Raw genomic sequence first — 24,383 nt, 5'->3', positions numbered from 1 at the left:
CATGTCACGCATTGGCAAAAAGCCCGTGGCGGTGCCGTCCGGTGTGACCGCGACCGTCGAAGGGCAGACCGTCAAGATGAAGGGGCCGAAGGGCCAGCTTCAGTTCGTCGTCCACGACGACGTCGAGGTGAAGTTCGAGAACGGCGCCGTGAAGGTCGCGCCGCGCTACGAGACCAACCGTGCGCGTGCGCTTTACGGCACGGCCCGGGCGCAGATCGCTAATCTCGTGGCCGGCGTCACCAAGGGCTTCGAGAAGAAGCTCGAGATCACCGGCGTCGGCTACCGCGCCGCGATGCAGGGCAAGAACCTGCAGCTCGCGCTCGGCTACAGCCACGACGTGATCTACCCGATCCCGGAGGGTATCTCGATCGCGGTGCCGAAGCCGACCGAGATCACGGTCAGCGGCAATGACGTGCAGCGCGTCGGCCAGGTAGCCGCCGAGATCCGCGCCTTCCGTCCGCCGGAGCCCTATAAGGGCAAGGGCGTGAAGTATGTCGACGAATTCATCTTCCGCAAGGAAGGCAAGAAGAAGTAACGGAGCCGGTCATGTCCAGAAACAAGGTCACGAATGCCCGGCGCAAGCAGCGCGTGCGCCTGGCGTTGCGGCGCTCGGCCAATGGCCGTCCGCGGCTGAGCGTGTTCCGCTCGTCGAAGCACATCTACGCCCAGGTGATCGACGACCTGAAGGGCGAGACGCTGGCTTCGGCCTCGTCGCTCGAGAAGGAAATGCGCACAAGCGGCAACACCGGCGCCAATATCGATGCGGCCAAGGCCGTCGGCAAGTTGCTGGCGGAGCGCGCCGTGAAGAACGGCGTCACCGAAGTGGTGTTCGATCGCGGCGGCTATCTCTATCACGGGCGCGTCAAGGCGCTCGCGGACGCGGCGCGCGAGAGCGGGTTGAGCTTCTAACGAGCAGGATCCGGAAAAGGGGGTACCGGTTTTCCGACAAGATCATGCTCAAAACGAACTGAACGGATAGAACAGAGGCGAAGGCCTCTCTAGAGATTGGAAAGAGCTATGGCAGCGGAACGCGAACGCGGCGGACGCGAACGGAGCAGGGAGCGCGAGGAGCGCGACAGCGAGTTCGTCGACAAGCTGGTCCACATCAATCGCGTGGCGAAGGTCGTCAAGGGCGGCAAGCGCTTCGGCTTTGCGGCACTGGTCGTGATCGGCGACCAGAAGGGCCGGGTCGGTTTCGGCCACGGCAAGGCGCGTGAGGTGCCGGAGGCGATCCGCAAGGCAACGGACTCCGCCAAGCGCAACCTGACCCGGGTCGCCTTGCGTGAAGGCCGCACGTTGCATCATGACATCGCCGGCCGCCACGGCGCGGGCCGCGTCTACCTGCGTGCCGCCCCCGCCGGTACCGGAATCATCGCCGGCGGTCCGATGCGCGCGGTGTTCGAGACTCTCGGCATCCAGGACGTGGTGGCGAAGTCGATCGGCTCGTCCAACCCGTACAACATGGTGCGCGCGACCTTCAACGCGCTGAAGAACCAGGACTCGCCGCGCTCGGTCGCGGCGCGCCGCAGCATCAAGGTCTCCACGCTACAGGCTCGTCGCGTCGGCGGCGATGCCGAGGCGGCGGCGGACTAATTCAAGCTTTCGGAGTTTAGGACCATGGCCGCAAAGACCATCAGGGTCGAGCAGACCGGCAGCCCGATCCGCCGCCACCACTCGCAGCGTTCGACGCTGATCGGGCTGAAGCTCAATCGGATCGGCCGCACCGCCGAACTGCCGGATACGCCGGCGGTTCGCGGCATGATTGAAAAGGTTCAACATCTCGTCCGCATCGTCGACGAGAAGTAGTGAGACAAGGAGAAGGGCGATGAAGCTCAGCGAGATCGCCGACAACGCCGGTTCGCGCAAAAAGCGCATGCGCGTCGGCCGCGGCATCGGTTCAGGCAAAGGCAAGACCTCGGGCCGCGGCGGCAAGGGCCAGACCGCGCGCTCGGGCGTGCGCATCAAGGGATTTGAAGGCGGCCAGATGCCGCTGCACCGCCGCTTGCCCAAGCGCGGCTTCAACAACGTGTTCCGGGTCGAGTACGCCGAACTCAACCTCGACCGTATCCAGCAGGCGATCGATGCCAAGCGGCTCGATGCGGGCAGCGTCATCAACGCCGAGGCGCTGGTGAAGGCCGGGGTTCTCCGCCGCGCGAAGGCCGGCGTGCGGCTGCTCGGGCGGGGCGAGATCAAGTCGAAGGTGAACGTCGAGGTGCACGGCGCCTCGAAGTCGGCGATCGCCGCGGTCGAGAAGGCCGGCGGTACGGTCAAGGTCCTCGCACCTGCGAAGGAAGAGGGCGAGGCGGCGTAAATTCTGCGTCATTCTTTGCCTTCGCGGGCGACGACGCAGGATTTGCGATGGACTTATCAAAGGCCGAGCACCAAATACTGTCCGGCGCCTGCCTGATGTCTCGCGTCACGCGAGCATGACGGCGCAGGGCCGGCGGGAGAGAGTCAAAGATGGTCTCAGCAGCGGAACAATTGGCGGCCAACCTTAACTTCGGCGCGCTGGCCAAGGCCGACGAACTCAAGAAGCGCATCTGGTTCACCTTGGGTGCGCTGCTGGTGTATCGGCTCGGCACCTACATCCCGCTGCCCGGCATCGATCCCAACGTCTGGGAGCAGGTGTTCCGCACCCAGGCCGGCGGCATTCTCGGCATGTTCAACATGTTCGCTGGCGGCGGCATCCACCGCATGGCGATCTTTGCGCTGAACATCATGCCGTACATCTCGGCCTCGATCATCATCCAGCTCTTGACCACGGTCTCGCCGCAGCTCGAGGCGCTGAAGAAGGAGGGCGAGGCTGGCCGCAAGACGCTGAACCAGTACACCCGTTACCTGACGGTGCTGCTTGCCGCGTTCCAGTCCTATGGTATCGCGGTCGGTCTCGAAGGCGCCGGCAACGTCGTCACCGACCCCGGCCTGTTCTTCCGCCTCTCCACGGCGGTGACGCTCACCGGCGGCACCATGTTCCTGATGTGGCTGGGCGAGCAGATCACCTCGCGCGGCATCGGCAACGGCATCTCACTCATCATTCTCTCCGGCATCGTGGCCGAGCTGCCGACAGCGCTCGCCAACATGCTCGAGCTCGGCCGCCAGGGCGCGCTGTCGACCGGTCTCATCCTGATCGTCATCGTGATGGCGGTCGCCGTGATCGCCTTCATCGTGTTCATGGAGCGAGCGCAGCGCCGGCTGCTGATCCAGTATCCGAAGCGTCAGGTCGGCAACAAGATGTTCGAGGGCCAATCCTCGCATCTGCCGCTGAAGCTGAACACCTCGGGTGTGATTCCGCCGATCTTCGCGTCCTCGCTGCTCCTGCTGCCGACCACGGTCGCCAACTTCAATGCCGGGAAGGGGCCGGAATGGTTCCAGTGGATCACGACTCAGCTCGGCCATGGCCGGCCGCTGTTCCTCGTGCTCTATCTCGCGATGATCGTGTTCTTCGCCTTCTTCTATACCGCGATCGTCTTCAACCCGACCGAGACGGCCGACAATCTGAAGAAGCATGGCGGTTTCATCCCGGGCATCCGCCCCGGTGAACGCACCGCGGAGTATATCGACTACGTGCTGTCGCGGATTACGGTCGTCGGTGCGATTTATCTTGCGATCGTCTGCCTGATACCGGAAATACTGATTTCCTACGCTTCGGTGCCGTTCTACTTTGGTGGTACGTCGCTTTTGATCGTAGTCAGTGTCACCATGGATACGGTGGCGCAAGTTCAAGGCTACCTGCTCGCCCATCAATATGAAGGGCTGATCAGGAAGTCGAAACTGAGAGGGCGGCGCCGCTAAGAAGCTGCGGCTGCCGCGGTGGACAGATAACTACAGGTGAGTTTCGCTCACCGATCGCCGGGGGGCGAACACCGATGAGACTGATTCTTCTGGGACCGCCGGGGTCGGGCAAGGGCACCCAGGCACAGCGGCTGGTTCAGCGTTACGGCATTGTGCAGCTTTCCACCGGCGAGATGCTGCGCGCGGCCGTCGCAGCGGGTACGCCGGTCGGGCTGCAAGCCAGGGACATCATGGCGGCCGGCGGCTTGGTCCCGGACGAGATCGTCGTCGGCATCATCTCCGATCGCATCGAGCAACCCGACGCCAAAAGCGGCTTCGTGCTGGATGGCTTTCCGCGCACGGTTCCGCAAGCCGAGGCGCTGGATGAGCTCCTGAAGAAAAAGCACCTAAAGCTGGACGCGGTGATCGAACTGCGCGTCAACGAGAGCGCGCTTTTAGAGCGTGTCGAGACCCGGGTCGCGCAGATGCGCGCGCGCGGCGAGGAGGTGCGGGTCGACGACACGCCGGAGGTCCTCACCAAGCGCCTGGCGAGCTATCGCGCCCAGACCGAGCCGCTGATTCACTATTATTCCGAGCGGCGCAAGCTGTTGACCGTCGACGGCATGATGACGATCGAGGAGGTCACCCGCGAGATCAACCGCATCCTGCACGCCATCGGCGCGGCGGAAGCCAAGCCGGCCAAGAAAGCGGGTTCCGCCAAGCGGAACGCGGGGGCGCGGAAGACCACCAAAAAGGTCGCAGCAAGGCCAGCAAAATCGGCTGCCAAGGCGGCCAAGGGCCGAACTCCGGCCAAAAAGAGCCCAAAAGCGGCCCGCAGAGCGGTTAAACGGGCTTCGGAGGCCAGCCGGAAAGCGGCCAAGAAGGCGCCCCGGAAGGTCGCAAAAAAGCTCACGAAAAAGCGAGCTAAAGGCTAGAGGCGGTTGACGAAAGCCACTTGAATCCATTAATAAGCGCGGCATCCAAGTCGGATAGTTTTTCAGACGATGCCTCGCCCCGAGGAAGCAGAGGGCAAGGCGTCGTGTTCGCGTTTGCGGACACCTGCCCGAGAGCAAGAACTTAAGAAGCTGCCTCCCCGGAGGGAGCGGCGACAGGAGAGAAGTCCGTGGCCCGTATTGCCGGCGTCAACATCCCGACCAATAAGCGCGTGCTGATCGCGCTCCAGTACATCCATGGCATCGGCCCCAAGATCGCGGGCGATATCATGGAAAAGGTCAAGATCCCCGAGGATCGCCGCGTCAACCAGTTGACCGACCAGGAAGTGCTGCAGATCCGCGAAGTCATCGACCGCGACTATGTCGTGGAAGGCGACCTTCGCCGCGAGACCGGCATCAACATCAAGCGGCTGATGGATCTCGGCTGCTATCGTGGCCTGCGTCATCGCCGCGGCCTGCCGGTGCGTGGTCAGCGGACCCACACCAACGCGCGCACGCGCAAGGGCCCGGCCAAGGCGATCGCCGGCAAGAAGAAGTAATCGAGACTTTGCGAGCAGTCAGCGGCGAGCAGGTTCGTTCACCGCCGATCGTTCGCGTTCACAGGTGTAGCCGCTGGCGTTACGGCGGCGTTGAGATCTTGAGGAAAGGTTTTAAATGGGCAAGGAAGCCACCCGCGTCCGCCGTCGCGAGCGTAAGAACATCGCCTCCGGCGTGGCGCATGTGAACTCGTCGTTCAACAATACCACCATCACCATCACCGACGCGCAGGGCAACACGATCGCCTGGTCGTCGGCCGGCACGATGGGCTTCAAAGGGTCGCGCAAATCGACCCCGTATGCCGCGCAGGTCGCGGCGGAGGATGTTTCCAAGAAGGCGCAGGAACATGGCATGCGCACGCTGGAAGTCGAGGTCGCGGGCCCTGGTTCGGGCCGCGAATCCGCGCTCCGCGCGTTGCAGGCCGCGGGCTTCACCGTCACCTCGATCCGCGACGTGACGACGATTCCGCATAATGGTTGCCGTCCGCGCAAGCGCCGGCGCGTTTGACGTTGTCGCCGCAGGGAGAGCCTGTCCCTCGCGGCGTCTTGAACTTTTATTGATGATCCGCGGCAAGTGATCCGCGAAGTTTCCAACGCCGGCAATCGAAATGGCGGATTGGCCGGCCTGAGGGTGAAACCGTGACGATCCAGAAAAATTGGCAGGAATTGATCCGCCCCAACAAGCTCCAGGTGACGCCGGGCTCCGATGCCTCGCGCTTTGCGACACTCGTCGCCGAGCCGCTGGAGCGTGGCTTCGGCCAGACGCTCGGCAACGCACTGCGCCGCGTGCTGTTGTCCTCGCTGCAGGGCGCGGCCGTACAGTCGGTGCACATTGACGGCGTGCTGCACGAGTTCTCCTCGATCGCCGGCGTGCGCGAGGACGTGACCGACATCGTGCTCAACATCAAGGACATCTCGATCAAGATGCAGGGCGAAGGCCCCAAGCGCATGGTCGTGAAGAAGCAGGGCCCGGGCGTCGTCACCGCCGGTGACATTCAGACGGTCGGTGACATCACCGTGCTCAATCCGGAGCTGCAGATCTGCACGCTGGACGAGGGTGCGGAGATCCGCATGGAATTCACGGTCGCGACCGGCAAGGGCTATGTGCCTGCCGAGCGCAACCGGCCCGAGGACGCGCCGATCGGCTTGATCCCGATCGACAGCCTGTTCTCGCCCGTGCGCAAGGTCTCCTACAAGGTCGAGAACACCCGCGAGGGCCAGATCCTCGACTACGACAAGCTGACCATGACGATCGAGACCAACGGTGCGATCACGCCGGAGGATGCGGTCGCGTTCGCCGCGCGCATCCTGCAGGATCAGCTCAACGTGTTCGTCAACTTCGAAGAGCCGCGCAAGGAAGTCGCGCAGGAGATCATTCCGGATCTCGCCTTCAATCCGGCCTTCCTCAAGAAGGTCGACGAGCTCGAGCTTTCGGTGCGTTCGGCAAACTGCCTGAAGAACGACAACATCGTCTATATCGGCGACCTCGTGCAGAAGTCGGAAGCGGAGATGCTGCGCACCCCGAACTTCGGCCGCAAGTCGCTGAACGAAATCAAGGAAGTGCTGGCGCAGATGGGCCTGCATCTCGGCATGGAAGTGCCGGGCTGGCCGCCGGAGAACATCGACGAACTCGCCAAGCGCTTCGAGGATCATTACTGATCATATGAAAAGCCAAAGCGCGATTGCGCTTTGGCGGGCGAACGCAGGAAGCCCACCTGACAACATGTCCGACGAACCGTCGCGGCAGATCAAACGTAGAGGGATAGACTATGCGTCACGGCAGGGTTCATCGGAAGCTTAATCGCACCCACGAGCACAGGCGCGCGATGTTCGCCAATATGTGCGCGGCGCTGATCAAGCACGAGCAGATCGTCACCACGCTGCCCAAGGCCAAGGAGCTGCGGCCGATCGTGGAGAAGCTGGTCACGCTCGGCAAGAAGGGCGGTCTCGCCAATCGCCGCCAGGCGATCAGCGAGCTGCGCGACGTCGACATGGTCAAGAAGCTGTTCGACACGCTGGCCACCCGCTACAAGGACCGCCAGGGCGGCTATACCCGCATCATCAAGGCGGGCTTCCGCTACGGCGACAACGCGGCGATGGCGGTGATTGAGTTCGTCGACCGCGACGTCGATGCCAAGGGCCAGGACTCCGGCCCGGTGGAAGAGACGAAGGCCGAAGCGGCGTAAGCCGGCTGCCTCGTCTGGGTTTCAAGAGCGGCGCCAAGAGCGCCGCTTTTTATTTGCGGCGGCCATCTTCCACCGTCGTCCTGGCGGAAAGCCAAGACCCATAACCACGGCCGTGGTTTCGCGGACGGTGTCTACTACCGACTTCAATTGACAGCTTGCGCGTGTCGCGACGAGCGCAAGCGCGCGCTGAGGTCCTGGCTTTTCGCCAGGACGACGGGGTAGGAGCCGCCATGCTGAAAAGCAAGGTGTCGGCGATTGCGTCTGCAATCATCGTCTCCAATATCTCCCGCACCAACTGACGGAGATAACGCATGAACATCGACCTTTCGGGGAAAACCGCGCTGGTGACCGGCTCGACCGCGGGGATCGGCTACGCCATTGCCAAAGGCCTTGCGGCCTCGGGCGCCGATGTCGTGATCAACGGGCGCGGTCAAGGCAAGGTCGATGCGGCCGCTGCAACGCTCGCGAAAACTGCGCCCGGCGCCAAGGTCCGCGGCATCGCCGCCGACGTCTCGACATCAGGCGGCTGCAACGCGCTGCTCGAAGCGCTGCCGGAGGTCGACATCCTCGTCAACAATGCCGGGATTTTCGAGCCGAAGGATTTCTTCGAGATCTCCGATCAGGACTGGACGCGCTTTTTCGAGGTCAACGTGATGTCCGGCGTGCGGCTGTCGCGCGCCTATATGCCGGGCATGCTGAAGCGCAATTGGGGGCGCATCGTTTTCATCTCCTCGGAGTCCGCGCTTAACATCCCGACCGAAATGATCCAGTACGGCGTGACCAAGACCGCGCAGCTCGCGATCGCGCGGGGGCTGGCCAAGCTGACGCGCGGCACAGCCGTGACCGTCAATTCCGTGCTGCCGGGCCCGACACTGTCGGAAGGCGTCGAGACCTTCGTGAAGGATCTCGCCAGGCAAAACGGCCAGTCGGAGCAGGAGGCGGTGGCCAACTTCGTCAGGCAGCATCGGCCGGGTTCGCTGCTGCAACGCTTTGCCTCGACCGAGGAAATCGCCAACATGGTCGTCTATGTCGCCTCGAAGGAGGCGTCCGCCACCAACGGCGCGGCCCTGAGGGTCGAGGGCGGCATCGTCGATACCATCGCTTGAGGCGCGGCGCCATGACGGCTTACGTCATTTCCGAAGTCGAGGTGCGGGACGCAAAGGCGATCGAGCGCTACCGCACGCTTGCTGCGCAATCGATCGCGCAATATGGCGGCCGCTATCTGGCGCGCGGCGGTGCGGCGGAAGCGGTGGAAGGCGCTCCACCGCCGAAGGCGCTGGTCATTGTCGAATTCCCCTCGATGCAGCGTGCGCGCGAATGGTACGCTTCGAAGGAATACGCCGAAGCACTGAAGGTGCGGCGGACGGCGCTGGAGCGGCGGCTGATTTTCGCCGAGGGGCTGCCAGTCGTCTGAGCCCAGCGGACTCGCCGATGGGGCGGGCTTGGGCGCGCATCTGCCGGATGGCGCCTGCGCAGGATATCGGCTTGCATCCGGCGCGGCGATCGGCAATCTCAGCGCATGATACCGGCGCTCTCCACCCGCAACAAACGACGCCTGAAAATCACGTCGGCACGATGGCAGCGCCGCGCGATCTTCCTGCTCGGCGGCGTCGTGGTCGGCGGTGCCGCGGTGGCGCTGGCCGCGCTCGCCGACCAGGCGCAAGCTGCCTTTGCGCTTCTGCTCTCGAAATCGCGTTATGCCGCGCTGGTGGTGACGCCGCTTGGCTTCGCGCTTTCGGTGTTCCTGACCAACCGCTTCTTCCCGAACAGCCAGGGCAGCGGAATCCCGCAGGCGATCGCGGCACGCCACCTGACAGACCAGGCAGCCCGCGGCAGCCTTGTCTCGATCCGTATTGCGATCGGCAAGATCATTCTCACGCTGTTCGGACTCCTATGTGGCGCTTCGGTGGGGCGCGAAGGACCGACGGTTCAGGTCGGCGCGTCCATCATGTTCGCGCTGGGTCGCTTCTCGCCACGCCGGCAACCGGGATTGATTCTGGCCGGCGCGGCCGCCGGCGTCGCCGCGGCTTTCAACACGCCATTGGCCGGAATCGTGTTCGGCATCGAGGAGATGAGCCGGGCATTCGAGACCCGTACCTCCAGCCTCATCATCGCCGCGGTGATCGCGGCCGGCCTGACCTCGATCGCCCTGATGGGCAATTACGCGTATTTCGGCTCCAGCCCCATGGCGCTGCGGAACGGCATCGACTGGCTGGCGATTCCGGTCTGCGGGGTCGTCGGTGGCCTGATGGGCGGGCTGTTCAGCCGCATCCTGATCACGATGGCGCGCGGCCTGCCAAACGGCGTGGGGCGCGCGATCAAACGCCATTTGCTCGCCTTCGCGCTGCTCTGCGGGCTTGCGGTTGCGGTCTGCGGCCTGATCTCCGGCGACACCATCTATGGCACCGGCTACGCACAGGTGAAGGCGGCGCTGGAGAATGGCGCCCCGCTGCCCGCCGACTTCGGCATCCTCAAATTCCTGGCCACCACCTTTGCGGCGATCAGCGGCATTCCCGGCGGCATCTTTTCGCCATCGCTTGCGGTGGGTGCCGGACTTGGCGCCAACGTCGCCTTGCTCTTTCACGGTGCGCCGCTGCCCGCGATCATGCTGCTCGGCATGGTCTCATATTTCGCCGGGGTGGTGCAGGCGCCGATCACCGCCTTCGTCATCGTGACGGAGATGACCGACAACCACGCCATGGTGGTGCCGCTGATGGCGGCGGCCCTGATCGCTCACGCCTCGTCGCGTCTCATTTGCGAGGAGGGCGTCTACCACGCCCTCGCCAAGGGATTTGTTGAGCGCGCCGAGCCTCCTCGCGACAGGACGTAGACCTGTAGGGTGGGCAAAGGCGCTATTGCGCCGTGCCCACCATGTCGCGAGATCATCGCGTTGGCTGGTGGGCACGTTCCGCTTTGCCCACCCTACACCTCATCTGGTGCCTACCATCCCTCCAGCACGATCTTGCCGCGCGACTTGCCGCTCTCCAGCAACGCATGCGCGCGCTTCAGGTTGGTCGCGTTGATGGTGCCGAAGATCTGGTCCAGCGTCGTGCGCAGCACGCCCTTGTCGATGAGGTCGGCCACATCGCTCAAGAGCTGATGCTGGGCGATCATGTCGGGCGTCTGGAATGAGGAGCGGGTGAACATCGACTCCCAGTGCACCGAAACCGCCTTGCCCTTGAAGACCGCGATGTTGAACTCCGGCGGATCGTCGATCAGGCCGAACCTGCCCTGCGGCGCCATAAAATCGGCGATCGCCTTGTAGTGCTGGTCGGAGGCCGTGAGGCTCGCGACCAGTGCGACCGGCGGCAGTTTCAAGGCCTCGATCTGCTCCTTCATCGGCTTGCCGTGATCGATCACCGCATGCGCGCCGAGTTCGAGACACCATTTCTGCGACTCCGGCCGCGTGGCGGTGGCGACCACCGTCAGTCCCGTCAGCCGCCGCGCGAGCTGGATCAGGATCGAGCCGACCCCGCCGGCGCCGCCGGTGATCAGCAGCGTGCGCGGATCGAGGCTCTTGCCGGGCACCGCACCCAGCCGGTCGAACAGCAATTCCCACGCGGTGATCGAGGTGAGCGGCAGGGCGGCGGCCTGCGCAAAGGACAGCGATTTTGGTTTGTTGCCGACAATGCGCTCATCGACCAGATGAAACTCGGAATTGGTGCCCTGGCGCTGGATCGAGCCGGCATAGAAGACCTCGTCGCCCGGTTTGAACAGCGTCACATCAGGCCCGACCGTATCCACAATTCCGGCCGCATCGAAGCCCAGAATCTTGTACTGCCCCTCCGGCGGTTCGGCGCGCTTGCGCACCTTGTAGTCGACCGGATTGGCCGAGATCGCCTTCACCGCGACGCGGATATCCTTTCCGGTCGGCTCCGGCTTGGCGGTGTCGAAATCGATCAAGGCGTCAGCCGCCTCAATCGGCAGCGATTTCTTGTAGCCTACGGCCTTCATGGCTGTTGTCTCCTCGGATTGAAACCCGCCGTCTAACTGTCGCTATGGCGCCGACTTGGCAAGTACTGTAAATTCAGGGATATAGTCCCCGTTTGGATACTATTGGAAGACTTCCCATGAAAAGGCGGAATTTCGGGCATCGGCCGGGCTGCGCGGTCGAGGCGACGCTGGACCTGATCGACGGCAAGTGGAAGGGGGTCATCCTGTTCCACCTGCAGCAGGGCACGCAGCGCTTTGGCGAGCTGCGCAGGCGGATGCCCGGCATCACCCAGCGCATGCTCACCAAGCAGCTCCGCGCGCTGGAGGACGACCGGCTGATCATCCGGAAAGTCTATGCCGAAGTGCCGCCGCGGGTGGAGTATTGCCTGTCCGAGGTCGGCGAAAGCCTGCGCCCGGTGATCGATACGCTGAAAGAATGGGGCGAACGCCACCAGGAGCGTCTATCTTGCGCCCCTGTGCCGGACGTCGCACAAGCGCCCGGCCGTGCGGCTTGACGCTCGCCCTTTCTCCCAACTTACCTTCCGCCCATGTCAGGGCAGTCTTTTCAGGACCTTTCGAGATGACGCTGATCCGCTTCCTTGCCGCGCTGTGTGTCTCCGCGCTGATTGCAACGCCCTTGGCCGCGCAGGACCGCCGTGTGCCGAGCTCACCCGCCGAGCTCCGCCTGTCCTACGCGCCGATCGTGCATCGCGTGCAGCCGGCGGTGGTGAACGTCTATGCCGCCAAGGTCGTGCAGAACCACAATCCGTTCCTGGATGATCCGATCTTCCGACGCTTCTTCGGCATTCCCGGCGGTCCGCAGGAGCAGATGCAGCGCTCGCTCGGCTCGGGCGTGATGGTCGATCCGTCCGGCCTCGTGGTCACCAATGTTCACGTCATCGAGGGCGCCGACCAGGTCAAGGTCTCGCTCTCTGACAAGCGGGAATTCGAGGCCGAGATCGTGTTGAAGGATTCGCGCTCCGATCTCGCGGTGCTGCGGCTCAAGGATTCCCACGAAAAATTTCCGACGCTCGATTTCGCCAATTCCGACGAGCTGATGGTCGGCGATGTCGTGCTCGCGATCGGCAATCCCTTCGGCGTCGGCCAGACCGTGACCCACGGCATCGTGTCGGCCTTGGCACGCACGCAGGTCGGCATTACCGATTACCAGTTCTTCATCCAGACCGATGCGGCGATCAATCCTGGCAATTCCGGCGGCGCGCTGGTCGACATGAGCGGTCATCTCGTCGGCATCAACACAGCGATCTATTCGCGTTCCGGCGGTTCGCAGGGCATCGGCTTTGCGATTCCCTCCAACATGGTGCGCGTGGTCGTCGCTTCCGCCAAGAACGGCGGCAAGGCGGTGAAGCGGCCGTGGCTGGGCGCGCGGCTGCAGGCGGTGACGCCTGACATCGCCGACAGCCTCGGACTGAAGACCCCGAGCGGCGCGCTGGTCGCAAGCATCGTGCCCAATTCTCCCGCGGCACGCGCCGGGCTGAAGTCGTCCGATCTCATCACGGCCATCGATGGTCAGCCCGTCGAGGATCCCAATGCCTTCGACTACCGCTTTGCGACGCGTCCGCTCGGCGGCACCGCGCAGATCGACGTGGTGCGAGCGGGGCGCCCGGTGAAGCTGACGGTGGCGCTCGAAACCGCACCCGACAGCGATCGCAACGAGATTACGCTGTCGGGCCGCTCGCCCTTTTCCGGCGCAACCATCGCCAATATCTCACCGGCTGTTGCGGACGAATTGCATCTCGATGCCGCTACCGAAGGCGTCGTGGTGACCAGCATTGCCGAGGATTCCGCCGCCGCCAATGTCGGCTTCCAGAAGGGCGACATCATCATGGCCGTCAACAACAGGAAGATCGCCAGAACCAGCGACCTCGATAAGGCCGCGCGGGAACAGGCGCGGCTGTGGCGCATCACGCTGGTGCGCGGCGGCCAGCAGATCAATGTGACCCTGGGCGGATGAGCGCGAAGCGACCACGCGACACCAGTTCAACCCTGTTCGCCGCAGCCGGGCTGGAGCAGGACGCGCCGCGCCCGCTGCCAGACCGCCTTCGCCCGCACAAGCTGTCCGAAGTGGTCGGCCAGGATCACATCCTGGGGCCGGACGGCGCGCTGACGCGCATGCTGGAGACGCGCACGCTCGGCTCGCTGGTTTTCTGGGGGCCGCCGGGGACCGGCAAGACCACGGTGGCGCGGCTGCTGGCGGATGCCACGGAAATGCATTTCGAGCAGATCTCCGCGGTCTTCTCCGGCGTCGCTGACCTGAAGAAGGCGTTCGATGCGGCGCGCGCACGGCGCGAGACCGGCAAGGGCACGCTGCTCTTCGTCGACGAGGTGCATCGCTTCAACCGCGCGCAGCAGGATTCCTTCCTGCCCGTGATGGAAGACGGGACCGTGGTGCTGGTCGGTGCCACCACCGAGAACCCCTCGTTCGAACTCAACGCGGCGCTTCTGTCGCGGGCGCGCGTATTGGTGTTCCATTCCCTCGATGCCGCCGCCATCGAAAAGCTGTTCAAGCATGCGGAGGAGGTCGAAGGCAAAAAGCTGCCGCTCGATGCGGAAGCGCGCACCGCGCTGGTGCGCATGGCCGATGGCGACGGCCGCGCCGCGCTGACGCTTGCCGAAGAAGTCTGGCGCGCCGCGCGCCACGGCGAGATTTTCAATGCCGCGCAATTGCAGGATATCCTGCAGCGGCGCGCGCCGATCTACGACAAATCGGCCGACGGCCATTATAATCTAATCTCCGCGCTGCATAAGGCGGTGCGCGGCTCCGATCCCGATGCCGCGCTTTATTATCTCGCACGCATGTTAGACGCCGGCGAGGACCCGCTGTTTTTGGCGCGGCGCGTGGTGCGCATGGCGGTGGAGGACATTGGCCTCGCCGATCCGCAGGCGCTGTTGATCGCCAATGCCGCTAAGGATGCCTACGATTTTCTCGGCTCCCCCGAAGGCGAACTCGCGATCGCGCAGGCCGTGATCTATGTCGCGACCGCGCCGAAATCGAACGCCGCCTACACGGCCTTTGGCGCAGCCAAGCGGGTCGCGAAGGAGGCCGGCTCGCTTCTGCCGCCGAAGCACATCCTCAATGCGCCGACCAGGCTGATGCAGGAAGAAGGCTACGGCGCCGGCTACGAATACGATCACGACGCGCCGGACGCCTTCTCCGGCCAGGACTATTTCCCGGAAAGCCTGGGACGCCAAACCTTCTATAATCCGCCCGAGCGCGGCTTCGAGCGCGAGATCAGGAAGCGGCTGGATTACTGGGCCAAGCTCAGGCGCGAGCGCGCGGGGAAGTAGCGCCGCAGATTCGGTCCACCTCTCCCCAGTGGGGAGAGGTGGACGCAAAGCGTCGGGTGAGGGGCCGCAGCTCTCACCTGGACCGTGAGCCCTCACTCGGATCGCATCGTTCCGATGCGATCCGACCTCTCCCGATGAGAGGTGAATAGACCACTCCCTACTTTCCGCTTTTCACAAAATCCAGGATCTGGTCGGTCAGGCGCGTATCCGCCGTGTTGATGGAATAGACTTCCGACATATGGCTGTGCTGCGGCAGCAGCAGCGCCCGGACACAGCCGCTTTCGGCCTTACAGCGTGCCTCTTTCAACAGATCGAACTGCTTGTTGAATCCGGGCGGGTCCAATTCCGCGGTGACGATCATGAAAGGAATCCTCGTCGCCGTCAGGCCGTCCAGCGAAGATCGTTCCGCGTAGCGGGCCGGATTGGACCCAAAATAGGCCTTCTCGGGCTCGGCCAGCGGTGTCGCGGTGAGATCGTAGATGCCAGAGAGCATGATCGCGCCCTTGAGCCCTCCGGCTTTCAGCTTGTGAAATTCGGCATGCGACACATAGGTCGCAACGTGCACCGCGCCGGCGGAATGGCCCATGAGATAAATCCGCGTGGGATCGCCGCCATGCGCAGCGATATTGTCGACCACCCATTGAATGGCGGCGGCGATATCCTCGGCCCCCGCGGGCCACGGCGATCGCGGTGCGAGACGGTAATTGAGGTTGACGCCGACAAAGCCGTTCTTCCCGGCCCACAGCATGACGTTGTCGTAGAACGGACTGCCGGATATGTGCTTGTCGCCGGTGATGAAAGCGCCGCCGCGAAGAAAGACCAGCACCGGGCGGGCGTCCGAGCTGGTATCGGGTACGAAAAGATCGAGCCGGTTCAGCTCCGCCGGCCCATATTGGACATCGCGCTCGACCGTAACGCCCGGATAAGGCTCTTTCTGCTGGAGGGGCGCATAAAGCGCGGCTGTCTTGGGCGGATCAATGGTCCGGCCCATCTCGATCAACTGCCAGGCGAGGTCGTCGGGCATCGGGCCTTCGGCTCGTGCGGCCGTAGTCAGAAGCAAGGTGGCGGCGATGACGGCGGTAGCGAATTTCGGTGGTCTCATAAGGGCCTTGCTCGAATATCTTGAAGTCCTTTGCCCAACTTGCCCGACATGCGTGCGGATTTATACCGTTTTCGCCGTGACGATTGGCGGCTTTTGCGCTAGGAGGCTTCATGAGCCGTCGCATCAAGAGAACCCAGTCAAACCCCCGCGCACGCGAGGATAAGGCGCCGCGTCCGTTTCGCGAGCGGCCACATAGCGAGCAGAAGGCGGGCTTTCGCGCGCCCGGCAAGGCTGCTCGCTTTGCGGCCGAGCGCGGCGAGAAACGGGCCGTTGCGCAACAGCCGGCGAAACCACCCAAGTCACCCGCAGAGCCGCTGCCGCTTCCGACCAAGGTGCAGACCGTAGTCGTGACGGCGGATGAAGATAACATGCGCGTCGACCGTTTTCTCGAGGCGCGCTTTCCCGGCCTGTCGTTCTCCCACATCCAGCGCATCGTCCGCAAAGGCGAGCTGCGCGTGAACGGCAAGCGCGCCGATTCCAAGGATCGGCTGCAGGCGGGCCAGAGCGTGCGCATTCCGCCGCTTCGGCTCGATGCGCCGAAGCTCGCGGGCGCATGGTCGGAAGCGGAACAGAAGACGCTTGCAGCGCTGAAGGAGATGACGCTGTTCGAGGACGACGATGTCCTCGTGCTCAACAAGCCGGCGGGCCTCGCCGTGCAGGGCGGCTCTGGCACCACGCGCCATGTCGATCAGATGCTGGAAGTCATGCGCGATGCCAAGGGCCAGAAGCCACGGCTGGTGCATCGCCTCGACAAGGAGACCGCAGGCTGCCTGCTGGTCGCAAAGACCCGCTTTGCCGCCACCGCACTCACGGGCGCTTTCCGGCATCGCTCGGCGCGAAAGATCTACTGGGCGCTGGTCGCGGGTGTGCCGAAACCCAAGCAGGGCCGCATCTCGACCTATCTTGCGAAGGAGGAAGGCGAGGAGGAGACCATCATGCGCATCGCCGCGCATGGCGATGAGGGCGCAAGCCATGCGGTGACCTATTATGCGGTGGTCGAGACCGCCGGCAACAAGCTCGCCTGGGTGTCGCTGAAGCCGGTCACCGGACGCACGCATCAGTTGCGCGCGCACATGGCGCATATCGGTCATCCCATCGTCGGCGATCCCAAATATTTCAATCGCGAGAATTGGGAGTTTCCCGGCGGCCTGCAGAACCGCCTGCACCTGCTCGCGCGCCGCATCGTGATCCCACATCCTCGCGGCGGGGTGATCGATGCCACCGCGCCGCTGCCGCCGCACATGCAGCAATCATGGAACCTCCTGGGGCTTGAGACGAGCCGGTTCGATCCGATCGAAAACGCGCCCGAGGAGTAGAGGGCGATTAAGTCGCGGCTCTGTGAAGCATCGCGGGCCAACCCGTTGGGCGCGTGATCCGGGCCGAAGACCCGCGCAAGCTCAAAGCGAAAGCCGGTTCCCATCGCGACGCGCGAACCTTTTGCGCGCAGATCATCCGCGGTCCCGCGATCCCGCCCCGATGCTGCTGTGCAGCGAGCGGATCGCTTTCGCCTAAATTTGTTATCGATCCGATTGACTCCGCTTGGAGGCGGCGTACCTTTTCGGTGGATCGCGAACAGGCTTCCCACGCCAGCAGAGCCAGAGCGGGTCGCTCCCGTCAGCGCCAGTCAAAGTGGGGCGATACCACGCGTTAGGTGCACCAGAACGGCGCTGGTAACAGCGCCGTTTCTTATTGCGCGGTCGATCAATCGCCATCGCGTTCAGCCGCGAGGGCTGCGCGCGCTGCGCCCATTGGTGATGCGCGTCGCGCATCGTCGGCGGCTGTCCCATCTCATTCGCGATCCTTTGACACACGGCGCGCAGGTTGCGCCGGTCGGCCCGGCGAACATAAACGCATGGTTCGGACCCTCGAGGCGCGACGGGTATTGGTCTTTCGAAAAAAGATCCTGCCCAATCAAGACTCTAGCGCGCGATGAGATCAGGGTGAATCGTCATCGCACCCTTAGGTTTTGTTCTGAAAACCACTGCGCACTTTTCCGGATCATGCTCTACGGCGCGATAGCGATTCGCACGCGGCGCTTCTCGCCAAGTTCCGAGTTGGCTGCCGGGACTGAATAGCGTTAATCTCCGCAAGGCGCGGGGCGATCCGATGAGACTCGCATGGCGTGTGATGTTTCGAAGCCGAAGCCGAAGCGGATGCCGATACGTGCCGTGCATCTTGCGATCGCCGTTCTAGCTGCGCTGATCGCGACAGGCGATCCTGCGAGCGCCAGAAGCAGGGGCGGTGAACGCTCCGTCGAGACGGTGGAGTCGCGCACCGCCGGCGAGCCGATCATGGCCATCGTTTCGCTGCAGCGGCAGCGGATCACCGTCTACGACGCCAGCGGTTGGATCTTGAGGGCGCCGGTGTCGAGTGGCCAGAAGGGACGCGAGACGCCTGCGGGAGTCTTCAGCGTCATCCAAAAGGATGCCGAGCATTACTCGAACATCTATGACGACGCTTACATGCCGAACATGCAACGCCTCACCTGGTCCGGCATCGCGCTCCACGGCGGCCCCTTGCCAGGCTATCCGGCATCTCATGGCTGCATCCGGATGCCCTTCGACTTCGCGGCGCGCCTGTTCGACGTGACAGACCTCGGCCTTCGGGTGATTGTCGCGCCGACCGATGTTGCCCCCGTCGAGATCACCCATCCCCTTCTGTTCCAGCCAAAACCAGGTGCCGGCGCTTTGATCGCTGCGCGCATCGCGGAGGCGGACGAGGCGGCCAGGAAAGCCGATCAGGCGAGATCTGCCGCCGCGTCGGCCTTTCGCGAAGCCTCGAAGGCTATGGTGCCGGTGCGCACGGCGGAAAATCTAAAACTCAGAGCCGAGGCCGAACTGGCAACGGCAGAAACCGCGCGTGCCTCGGCGATCTCCGATGAGGCCAAGCAACAGGCCGAAGATGCCAAGGCGAAGGCTGCCGCCAGGATCGCCGAACTCGAAGCACAAGTGGCCGCCGCCAAAGCGGAGTTGCAGCCGAAGCTCGATGCCCGCGCGGCCGCGCGAGAAGCAGCGGAGGCGGCGCAGACTGCGCGCGCCGCTGCAGCGGACGTAGCGCGTCAGGCCGCGCGCCAACTCGAGCCGGTCTCGGTGTTGATTAGCCGCAAGACACAGCGGCTTTACGTCCGGCAGGGTTTTGAGCCCCTGTTTGATGCCCCGGTCACGATCGTGGATCCTGATCGTCCGATTGGCACGCATGTCTTCACCGCCATGGAGCGGAGTGATGGTGACGCCAAGACTCGATGGAGCGTCGTCTCGCTGGACGATGGACATGAGCAGGGTAGCGGTGCCGATCCACATGGCAGGTCTCGCGGCGGTGATGACCAAAACGCCAAGACGATGCCGGCACGGCTCGACAGCGCAAAGGCGGCGCTCGACCGGATCGTCATTGCGCAGGACGTGCTCGATCGCATCCCGGGGATTGTGCCGCGATCGTCGTTGATCGTAACCGACGAGGCACCTAGCTCGGAAACCGGCAAAGGAACTGACTTCGTGGTCCTGTTGAGCGGCGAACCGCAAGGAGGAATCAAGTTTCGGCGACGCGCTCCCGCGACCGAATTCGGCTACGCCCGTCCGCGCGAACGGCAGCCGTTTTGGGGCTCACCTTTCGGCGCTCCGTTCTCTACTTGGTGAGCTGGTTTGGCGGCACCCCAGCTCCGTCATCGCGAGGAGCGAAGGCGACGAAGCAAATCCAGACTGCATCCGCGGAGAAAGTCTGGATTGCTTCGCTTCGCTCGCAATGACAGCAGAGGTTGGGCGCGCGTCCGATTGGTTCAGCTCGGCGACTGCTCTGATTACCCTAGCAACAACCAGTCGCTTGCCTCATTCCGCAACGCCGGTCTCTCCGATATAGTCGCGTCAAGAGGGTTCGCTTGCGACAGTAAGCCGGAGAGCAAGGTGCCGCGCATTTTGGTCCTTGGAGCGGGGTTTGCCGGCCTGTGGGCGGCGATCGGCGCGGCGCGCAAACTCGATCAAATCGGGCGGGCAGCATCCGAGGTCGAGATATTGGTCGTGGACCGAAACGACTATCACAATATCCGGGTGCGAAATTACGAAGTCGACCTGAGCGACGTTGCAATTCCGCTTGCCGAACTGCTCGATCCGATCGGCGTTGAGCATATCGTCGCGGAGGTCGAGGCGGTCGATCCAACCACCCGGCGGGTGACGCTAGCGACCGATCATGGCCAAGAGTTTTTGAATTATGATCGCCTTGTGCTGACGCTGGGTAGCCAATTGGTGCGACCCACCATACCCGGCCTGGCCGTCTACAGCTTTGACGTAGATACCTATGCGGCCGCGTCCCGACTCCAGGCGCACTTGGCGGAGCTTGGCAGACAGACGCTTTCGCCGGAACGCTCCACGGTTGTCGTGGTTGGAGCCGGCTTCACCGGCATCGAGGTTGCGACCGAGATGCCGGCCAAGCTCGACAGCGCGCACCTCTCAGGCCCGTATCGGATCATACTCGTTGATCCAAGTTCGGATGTTGGCGCGACGATCGGGGTCAATGCGCGAGCGACGATCCATGAGGCACTTTCGGCGCTCGGCATCGAAACCCGATTGAACGTTTCGGTGAGCGCCGTTGATGCAAATGGCGTCAGGCTCAGCTCGGGCGAGTTCATCGCGACCAACACCGTGGTGTGGTGCGCAGGGATGCGGGCAAGCCCGGTTGCCGCCGCATTGGGGACCAAGCGAGACCATGAGGGTCGTCTTTTCGTGGACAAGTTTATGCGCGCGAGCGGATTGAGCCACGTCTTTGCCGCCGGCGATGTTGCCTCTAGCATCGTCGACGGCGTTCACGCGACGGTCATGTCATGCCAGTTCGCCCGACCGATGGGACGCTTTGCGGGACACAATGTGGTCGCGGATCTGTTCGGTCTTCCCATGCTGCCTCTTGAGATCGACTGGTATGTCACCGTGCTCGATCTCGGCGCGTGGGGTGCGCTCTACACGGTCGGCTGGGATCGCCAGGTCCACGCGGTCGGCGCATCCGCCAAGCTGACCAAGCAAACCATCAATCACAAGCGAATTTATCCGCCGCAAACACGCGACCGCGCGGATCTCCTCGCCGCGGCCGCTCCGACCATCCAGGCCCCACCGGGCGCGCGGACATCGACTGCATAACCCGAAGCTGCACACACGATCTCGCGCTGATCAACTCGTTGAGGCCGTTGTCGTCGAGAAGAGGTTCGAAGCGCACTGATCGGGGACGCGGGTCCTCAGTTCCTGAATTGCTCGAGAAACATCCGCAAGGAATCATACGGACTTTCGATGTCCGTGATCAGCCAGCCCTCCGGTCCCTTGACCAGAATGAAATTGAGGCTGACGTGGCGGCCTTCATTGTCGAAGGCGACAGCCACGAAGGTCTTGTCGTATTGTTTACGCAAGATCGAAATCGAGATGGCGGAAAGCTTCCAGGTCGGGCTCTGCACCAGAAAGTCGTAGGGCTCGTTCGTCACGGAGGTCCAGGGCACGCGCAGGCTGGGATCGAAGAATTTTCGTGCGGTGTCCTGGTCGCGCGGCAGGCCCTTGGACAGTTCGGGTGCGCCGTCGCCGTAATGGGCATAGACGTTGCGGACCAGCGATTCTGGCGAACGAAACCCCGCCTCGGCGCGGCAGGCGCTGAGGCCCACAAGCAGGATCACTCCGGCTCGAACGATCCCTCGCAACCCAAATCCTTCGCAGCACGAATATTCCGCTAGCCGAAACTTTCGAGAACCCACGGCTCGCTTTATTTCAGGCCCATACCTATCATAGATGGCGGCAAATCCTGACGCGGCCAAAGGAAGCGAAAATCACATGCGCGAGCTGTTCGACGAAGTGGCGGGCCAGTCGCCACTCGACCCGCAGGAGGCGGCGCGGCGGGCGGCCCGCGCGCCCGAGCGCAAGCGGTTCTATGCCAAGGCCGATGTGATCGAGGCCGAAGGCGGCTTTGCGGTAACATTGGATGGCAGGCCGATCCGCACGCCCTCGGGCCGCGTCGTCAATGCGCCGGCGCGGGGGATCGCGCAAGCGATCGCGGCAGAATGGGAGGCGCAGCAGGAGACCATCGATCCGCTGACCATGCCGATGACCCGCTTTGCCAACAGCGTCGTGGAGGCGGTGGTCGACCGGGTTGGTCTCGTCGCCGAGGACATCGCCAAATACTTTGACTCCGATCTCCTGTTTTATCGCGCCGGCCATCCGGAAGGCCTGGTGGCGCGCGAGGCCGAGCACTGGGACCCGGTGCTGTTCTGGGCCGCGGACGAGCTGGGCGCGCATTTCATCCTGGCTCAAGGCATCATGCACGTGCGCCAGCCGGACGCGGCGATCGAGGCCGCGCGCGCGGCCTTGCCCGATGAGCCCTGGTCGATCGCGGCTCTGCACGTCGTGACGACGCTGACGGGCTCGGCGCTGCTTGCGATCGCGCTGCTGCACGGCGCGCGTGACCCCGACCAGGTCTGGGCCGCCGCGCACGTCGATGAGGACTGGAATGCCTCGCAGTGGGGCGTGGACGAGGAAGCGGCGGAGCGGCGTGCGGCGCGGCTGGTCGATTTCCGAGCTGCCGCCGAGATCATCCGCATCATGAAGCGGAGCGAGCTGCGCGTCGGTTAAGGCGAGGTTTACGCAGGGCAGGTTAGGCTTTACGCCTTAAGCCGAGTTCCGCGTATGGCCCTCTCCATCAACCCGACCATTCCTGTCATTGCCGTCCAAGGCATCAGCCAAGATGTCGGTGCCGGTACCGCGACGGGCAGCGTCGCGCTGCAGCCGGGCGCGCTGGTCAACGCGGAGGTTCTCAAGGTCGCCGACAATCTGGTGCAGATTGCCATTGCTGGCCTGACGCTCGACGTGCTCTCGGAAGTGCCGTTGACCGCGGGCCAGGCGCTGCAGCTCTCGGTCTCGCAAACCCAGGACGGCGGCGTCAGGCTCGCCATCGTCGGGCAGGGGCAGGGGACCGGCGCAGGCACGGCGCTCGCCACCATCACCGATACCGTGAGCCTCGCGCCAAATGCGGGGATGAATGCTGCGGCTATCACGTCACCGCTAGCGGTCGCGCCGCGCGATCCATTGACGCCGCTCGAACGCATGGCGGTGTCGGTCGCTTCCGAAAGCGCCGCGACGCGGCAGCAAAGCTTGGGCCCGCTGTTTGCCAACCTCACGGCCGCGGCGGCGTCGAACAGTCTGCCGCCGGCCCTGCAGCGGGCGGTGATGCAGGTGCTGTCGCAGCAGACCAGCCTCGGCCCGAATCTCGACGGCAGCGACATCCAGGCCGCGTTTCAGAAATCCGGGCTGTTTCTCGAAGCCTCGCTCGCCTCGCCATCATCTCTGCCGTCCGGCGGCATTCCCGACCTGAAGGCTGCGCTGATCGTGCTGCGCGAGGCGCTGGCCGCGACGGTGAAGACCACGGGTGCTGCTCCGAGCTCGCCTCCGGCCGCAAGTCCGCAGGCCGGCGTGGCCAAGCCGGCGACCTATGCAGCGGGCGCGCCGCAAGCTCCGCCGCTCTCGCCCGACATGGACGTGCAACACCTCGGCCACGACATCCTGCTGCCGCAGGTGCAGCTCTCGCCCCCTCAGCAGGGTGTGGCCGGCAATGCGCAGATCCTGCTGTCCGATGCACTGCTCAGCCTCGAAACCGGCTCGGCCAACACGGCCGCGGTGCTGACTCTGGTGCAGGAGGCGCTGCAGGAGATCCCGCGTGCCACAGGCGGCCCGACGGCCACCATCACGCTGCCGGATGGGCGCAGCGAGGACGTCACTCTTCACACTTTGACACCGCCACCGCCGTTTCGCGGTGCGCTGCCGTCGGCACAACCGGTCGCGAATGCCTCGATCCCGCAGGATGCCTCGCTGGCAACGGTCGCCCACCGCCTGCTTGAGGATACCGACGCGGCGCTGGCGCGCCAGACGCTGCTGCAGGTCGCTTCGCTGCCCGGCCAGGCCGATCCCTCCCAGACCCGCATCGATCCCACCCTGCCGCGCTGGAATTTCGAAATCCCCTTCGCGACCCAGCAGGGCACCGCGATGGCACAGTTCGAGATTTCGCGCGATGGCGGCGGGGCCGCCGAGCGCGAGGGCGCAAAACGGGTGTGGCGGGCGCGCTTCACGCTCGACATCGAGCCGGCCGGTCCGGTGCATGCGCTGGTTTCCTTAAGCGGGCAGCGCACCTCGGTGCGGATGTGGGCGGAACGGCCGCAGACCGCGGCGCGCCTGCGCGCCGGCGCCGCCGAGCTCAGCCAGGCGCTGAGCCGGGCTGATCTGGCGCCCGGCGACATCGTGATCCGCGAGGGCATGCCCCCGCAAGCACCGCTCGCCAAAGCGGGCCATTTCCTGGACCGCGCGCTATGAACGCGCCTGCCAAGAACCAGCTTGCGGTCGCGCTGCACTACGACCGCGATCGCAAGGGAGCGCCCACCGTCCTCGCCAAGGGCAGGGGCGCGATCGGCGCCAAGATCGTCGAGATCGCCAGAGAGCACGACATCCCGATCGAGGAGAACGAGGTGCTCGCGGGCGCGTTGTCCAATGTCGAACTTGGCGACGAAATTCCGGTGGAGCTCTACAAGGCCGTCGCCGAGGTCCTGGTGTTCGTGCTCAGGCTGAGCAGGCCCGCAGGCTGAGCC

The 24,383-nt window shown here is 64.2% G+C and carries 26 protein-coding genes; 23 read left to right on the top strand and 3 right to left on the bottom strand.

Annotated features, from left to right (window positions below; genetic code table 11):
- Window position 1: 1 nt before the first annotated feature.
- The 14 genes from rplF to P6U23_RS25115 all read left to right on the top strand — a co-directional run bounded on the left by rplF (window position 2) and on the right by P6U23_RS25115 (window position 10,276).
- Window positions 2-535 (top strand): 50S ribosomal protein L6, encoded by a 534-nt coding sequence (gene rplF, locus P6U23_RS25180; RefSeq protein WP_024509031.1) that lies wholly within the window; start codon window positions 2-4, stop codon window positions 533-535.
- Between the two features lie 11 nt (window positions 536-546).
- A complete protein-coding gene (gene rplR / locus P6U23_RS25175; protein WP_024509030.1) occupies window positions 547-909 on the top strand; it encodes a 50S ribosomal protein L18 in 363 nt (120 codons plus the stop codon).
- 108 nt (window positions 910-1,017) lie between these two features.
- A complete protein-coding gene (gene rpsE, locus P6U23_RS25170) occupies window positions 1,018-1,593 on the top strand; it encodes a 30S ribosomal protein S5 (RefSeq protein ID WP_024509029.1) in 576 nt (191 codons plus the stop codon).
- 24 nt (window positions 1,594-1,617) lie between these two features.
- A complete protein-coding gene (gene rpmD, locus P6U23_RS25165; RefSeq protein WP_024509028.1) occupies window positions 1,618-1,806 on the top strand; it encodes a 50S ribosomal protein L30 in 189 nt (62 codons plus the stop codon).
- A 19-nt stretch (window positions 1,807-1,825) separates the two neighbouring features.
- Entirely contained in the window at window positions 1,826-2,311 is a 486-nt protein-coding gene (gene rplO, locus P6U23_RS25160; protein ID WP_407175230.1) for a 50S ribosomal protein L15, read from the top strand.
- 149 nt (window positions 2,312-2,460) lie between these two features.
- Window positions 2,461-3,792, top strand: coding sequence for a preprotein translocase subunit SecY (gene secY, locus P6U23_RS25155; RefSeq protein ID WP_024509026.1), 1,332 nt, complete (start codon window positions 2,461-2,463; stop codon window positions 3,790-3,792).
- A 74-nt stretch (window positions 3,793-3,866) separates the two neighbouring features.
- Window positions 3,867-4,706 (top strand): adenylate kinase, encoded by an 840-nt coding sequence (locus P6U23_RS25150; RefSeq protein ID WP_407175229.1) that lies wholly within the window; start codon window positions 3,867-3,869, stop codon window positions 4,704-4,706.
- Window positions 4,707-4,894: 188 nt separating this feature from the next.
- Window positions 4,895-5,263 carry a 30S ribosomal protein S13 gene (gene rpsM, locus P6U23_RS25145; protein ID WP_407175228.1) on the top strand — a complete coding sequence of 123 codons (369 nt, stop codon included), beginning with the start codon at window positions 4,895-4,897 and terminating at the stop codon, window positions 5,261-5,263.
- Between the two features lie 115 nt (window positions 5,264-5,378).
- A complete protein-coding gene (rpsK, locus tag P6U23_RS25140; protein WP_007603045.1) occupies window positions 5,379-5,768 on the top strand; it encodes a 30S ribosomal protein S11 in 390 nt (129 codons plus the stop codon).
- 107 nt (window positions 5,769-5,875) lie between these two features.
- A complete protein-coding gene (locus tag P6U23_RS25135; RefSeq protein WP_407181571.1) occupies window positions 5,876-6,919 on the top strand; it encodes a DNA-directed RNA polymerase subunit alpha in 1,044 nt (347 codons plus the stop codon).
- Between the two features lie 110 nt (window positions 6,920-7,029).
- A complete protein-coding gene (gene rplQ / locus P6U23_RS25130) occupies window positions 7,030-7,446 on the top strand; it encodes a 50S ribosomal protein L17 (RefSeq protein ID WP_024509022.1) in 417 nt (138 codons plus the stop codon).
- 311 nt (window positions 7,447-7,757) lie between these two features.
- Window positions 7,758-8,552, top strand: coding sequence for an SDR family NAD(P)-dependent oxidoreductase (locus P6U23_RS25125; RefSeq protein WP_407175227.1), 795 nt, complete (start codon window positions 7,758-7,760; stop codon window positions 8,550-8,552).
- An 11-nt stretch (window positions 8,553-8,563) separates the two neighbouring features.
- Entirely contained in the window at window positions 8,564-8,860 is a 297-nt protein-coding gene (locus P6U23_RS25120; RefSeq protein WP_407175226.1) for a DUF1330 domain-containing protein, read from the top strand.
- A 105-nt stretch (window positions 8,861-8,965) separates the two neighbouring features.
- Complete coding sequence (locus P6U23_RS25115) at window positions 8,966-10,276, top strand: chloride channel protein (RefSeq protein WP_407175225.1); 1,311 nt, start codon at window positions 8,966-8,968, stop codon at window positions 10,274-10,276.
- 110 nt (window positions 10,277-10,386) lie between these two features.
- On the opposite strand, the gene P6U23_RS25110 is transcribed toward P6U23_RS25115, so the two are convergent.
- Window positions 10,387-11,400, bottom strand: coding sequence for a zinc-binding alcohol dehydrogenase family protein (locus P6U23_RS25110; RefSeq protein ID WP_407175224.1), 1,014 nt, complete (start codon window positions 11,398-11,400; stop codon window positions 10,387-10,389).
- Window positions 11,401-11,516: 116 nt separating this feature from the next.
- Here P6U23_RS25110 and P6U23_RS25105 point away from each other — a divergent pair, with 116 nt between their 5' ends.
- The 3 genes from P6U23_RS25105 to P6U23_RS25095 all read left to right on the top strand — a co-directional run bounded on the left by P6U23_RS25105 (window position 11,517) and on the right by P6U23_RS25095 (window position 14,688).
- Entirely contained in the window at window positions 11,517-11,894 is a 378-nt protein-coding gene (locus P6U23_RS25105; protein ID WP_407175223.1) for a winged helix-turn-helix transcriptional regulator, read from the top strand.
- A 65-nt stretch (window positions 11,895-11,959) separates the two neighbouring features.
- Window positions 11,960-13,354 (top strand): DegQ family serine endoprotease, encoded by a 1,395-nt coding sequence (locus tag P6U23_RS25100; protein WP_407175222.1) that lies wholly within the window; start codon window positions 11,960-11,962, stop codon window positions 13,352-13,354.
- Window positions 13,351-14,688, top strand: a complete 1,338-nt coding sequence (locus tag P6U23_RS25095; protein ID WP_407175221.1) for a replication-associated recombination protein A — start codon at window positions 13,351-13,353, stop codon at window positions 14,686-14,688. Before P6U23_RS25100 ends, P6U23_RS25095 begins: the two co-directional genes overlap by 4 nt.
- Before the next feature lie 157 nt (window positions 14,689-14,845).
- On the opposite strand, the gene P6U23_RS25090 is transcribed toward P6U23_RS25095, so the two are convergent.
- Window positions 14,846-15,790, bottom strand: a complete 945-nt coding sequence (locus P6U23_RS25090; protein WP_407175220.1) for an alpha/beta hydrolase — start codon at window positions 15,788-15,790, stop codon at window positions 14,846-14,848.
- Window positions 15,791-15,900: 110 nt separating this feature from the next.
- Between P6U23_RS25090 and P6U23_RS25085 the strand changes: the two genes are divergently transcribed.
- The 3 genes from P6U23_RS25085 to P6U23_RS25075 all read left to right on the top strand — a co-directional run bounded on the left by P6U23_RS25085 (window position 15,901) and on the right by P6U23_RS25075 (window position 20,910).
- A complete protein-coding gene (locus tag P6U23_RS25085) occupies window positions 15,901-17,106 on the top strand; it encodes an RluA family pseudouridine synthase (RefSeq protein ID WP_407175219.1) in 1,206 nt (401 codons plus the stop codon).
- Window positions 17,107-17,907: 801 nt separating this feature from the next.
- Window positions 17,908-19,422: a L,D-transpeptidase family protein gene (locus tag P6U23_RS25080; RefSeq protein ID WP_407175218.1), complete on the top strand. Its 1,515-nt coding sequence runs from the start codon at window positions 17,908-17,910 to the stop codon at window positions 19,420-19,422.
- 264 nt (window positions 19,423-19,686) lie between these two features.
- The gene (locus P6U23_RS25075; RefSeq protein WP_407175217.1) at window positions 19,687-20,910 is read left to right on the top strand and encodes an NAD(P)/FAD-dependent oxidoreductase; all 1,224 of its coding nucleotides are present in this window, start codon (window positions 19,687-19,689) and stop codon (window positions 20,908-20,910) included.
- Between the two features lie 95 nt (window positions 20,911-21,005).
- Here the strand turns inward: P6U23_RS25075 and P6U23_RS25070 are convergent, their stop codons facing one another.
- Window positions 21,006-21,431 (bottom strand): hypothetical protein, encoded by a 426-nt coding sequence (locus P6U23_RS25070; RefSeq protein WP_407175216.1) that lies wholly within the window; start codon window positions 21,429-21,431, stop codon window positions 21,006-21,008.
- Window positions 21,432-21,585: 154 nt separating this feature from the next.
- On the opposite strand from P6U23_RS25070, the gene P6U23_RS25065 reads away from it, so the two are divergent.
- Genes P6U23_RS25065 through P6U23_RS25055 form a run of 3 tightly spaced genes read left to right on the top strand, consistent with a single transcriptional unit; the run spans window position 21,586 to window position 24,380 of the window.
- The gene (locus P6U23_RS25065; RefSeq protein WP_407175215.1) at window positions 21,586-22,380 is read left to right on the top strand and encodes an ATP12 family chaperone protein; all 795 of its coding nucleotides are present in this window, start codon (window positions 21,586-21,588) and stop codon (window positions 22,378-22,380) included.
- 54 nt (window positions 22,381-22,434) lie between these two features.
- Entirely contained in the window at window positions 22,435-24,111 is a 1,677-nt protein-coding gene (locus P6U23_RS25060; RefSeq protein ID WP_407175214.1) for a flagellar hook-length control protein FliK, read from the top strand.
- A complete protein-coding gene (locus P6U23_RS25055; RefSeq protein WP_407175213.1) occupies window positions 24,108-24,380 on the top strand; it encodes an EscU/YscU/HrcU family type III secretion system export apparatus switch protein in 273 nt (90 codons plus the stop codon). The genes P6U23_RS25060 and P6U23_RS25055 overlap by 4 nt, the downstream gene beginning before the upstream one ends.
- The last annotated feature ends 3 nt before the right edge of the window (window positions 24,381-24,383 follow it).

Source organism: Bradyrhizobium sp. STM 3562, assembly GCF_045571435.1.
Taxonomy (GTDB): domain Bacteria; phylum Pseudomonadota; class Alphaproteobacteria; order Rhizobiales; family Xanthobacteraceae; genus Bradyrhizobium.
Note: the sequence above shows the minus strand (reverse complement) of the source record. Positions and strands in the feature narration are given on the sequence as shown.

What these genes read in the sequence shown, in the direction of transcription:
- rplF (WP_024509031.1), top strand. Translation starts at nt 2, where the DNA reads ATGTCACGCATTGGCAAAAAGCCCGTGGCGGTGCCGTCCGGTGTGACC.
- rplR (WP_024509030.1), top strand. Translation starts at nt 547, where the DNA reads ATGTCCAGAAACAAGGTCACGAATGCCCGGCGCAAGCAGCGCGTGCGC.
- rpsE (WP_024509029.1), top strand. Translation starts at nt 1,018, where the DNA reads ATGGCAGCGGAACGCGAACGCGGCGGACGCGAACGGAGCAGGGAGCGC.
- rpmD (WP_024509028.1), top strand. Translation starts at nt 1,618, where the DNA reads ATGGCCGCAAAGACCATCAGGGTCGAGCAGACCGGCAGCCCGATCCGC.
- rplO (WP_407175230.1), top strand. Translation starts at nt 1,826, where the DNA reads ATGAAGCTCAGCGAGATCGCCGACAACGCCGGTTCGCGCAAAAAGCGC.
- secY (WP_024509026.1), top strand. Translation starts at nt 2,461, where the DNA reads ATGGTCTCAGCAGCGGAACAATTGGCGGCCAACCTTAACTTCGGCGCG.
- P6U23_RS25150 (WP_407175229.1), top strand. Translation starts at nt 3,867, where the DNA reads ATGAGACTGATTCTTCTGGGACCGCCGGGGTCGGGCAAGGGCACCCAG.
- rpsK (WP_007603045.1), top strand. Translation starts at nt 5,379, where the DNA reads ATGGGCAAGGAAGCCACCCGCGTCCGCCGTCGCGAGCGTAAGAACATC.
- rplQ (WP_024509022.1), top strand. Translation starts at nt 7,030, where the DNA reads ATGCGTCACGGCAGGGTTCATCGGAAGCTTAATCGCACCCACGAGCAC.
- P6U23_RS25125 (WP_407175227.1), top strand. Translation starts at nt 7,758, where the DNA reads ATGAACATCGACCTTTCGGGGAAAACCGCGCTGGTGACCGGCTCGACC.
- P6U23_RS25120 (WP_407175226.1), top strand. Translation starts at nt 8,564, where the DNA reads ATGACGGCTTACGTCATTTCCGAAGTCGAGGTGCGGGACGCAAAGGCG.
- P6U23_RS25115 (WP_407175225.1), top strand. Translation starts at nt 8,966, where the DNA reads ATGATACCGGCGCTCTCCACCCGCAACAAACGACGCCTGAAAATCACG.
- P6U23_RS25110 (WP_407175224.1), bottom strand. Translation starts at nt 11,400, where the DNA reads ATGAAGGCCGTAGGCTACAAGAAATCGCTGCCGATTGAGGCGGCTGAC.
- P6U23_RS25105 (WP_407175223.1), top strand. Translation starts at nt 11,517, where the DNA reads ATGAAAAGGCGGAATTTCGGGCATCGGCCGGGCTGCGCGGTCGAGGCG.
- P6U23_RS25100 (WP_407175222.1), top strand. Translation starts at nt 11,960, where the DNA reads ATGACGCTGATCCGCTTCCTTGCCGCGCTGTGTGTCTCCGCGCTGATT.
- P6U23_RS25095 (WP_407175221.1), top strand. Translation starts at nt 13,351, where the DNA reads ATGAGCGCGAAGCGACCACGCGACACCAGTTCAACCCTGTTCGCCGCA.
- P6U23_RS25090 (WP_407175220.1), bottom strand. Translation starts at nt 15,790, where the DNA reads ATGAGACCACCGAAATTCGCTACCGCCGTCATCGCCGCCACCTTGCTT.
- P6U23_RS25085 (WP_407175219.1), top strand. Translation starts at nt 15,901, where the DNA reads ATGAGCCGTCGCATCAAGAGAACCCAGTCAAACCCCCGCGCACGCGAG.
- P6U23_RS25080 (WP_407175218.1), top strand. Translation starts at nt 17,908, where the DNA reads ATGGCGTGTGATGTTTCGAAGCCGAAGCCGAAGCGGATGCCGATACGT.
- P6U23_RS25065 (WP_407175215.1), top strand. Translation starts at nt 21,586, where the DNA reads ATGCGCGAGCTGTTCGACGAAGTGGCGGGCCAGTCGCCACTCGACCCG.
- P6U23_RS25060 (WP_407175214.1), top strand. Translation starts at nt 22,435, where the DNA reads ATGGCCCTCTCCATCAACCCGACCATTCCTGTCATTGCCGTCCAAGGC.
- P6U23_RS25055 (WP_407175213.1), top strand. Translation starts at nt 24,108, where the DNA reads ATGAACGCGCCTGCCAAGAACCAGCTTGCGGTCGCGCTGCACTACGAC.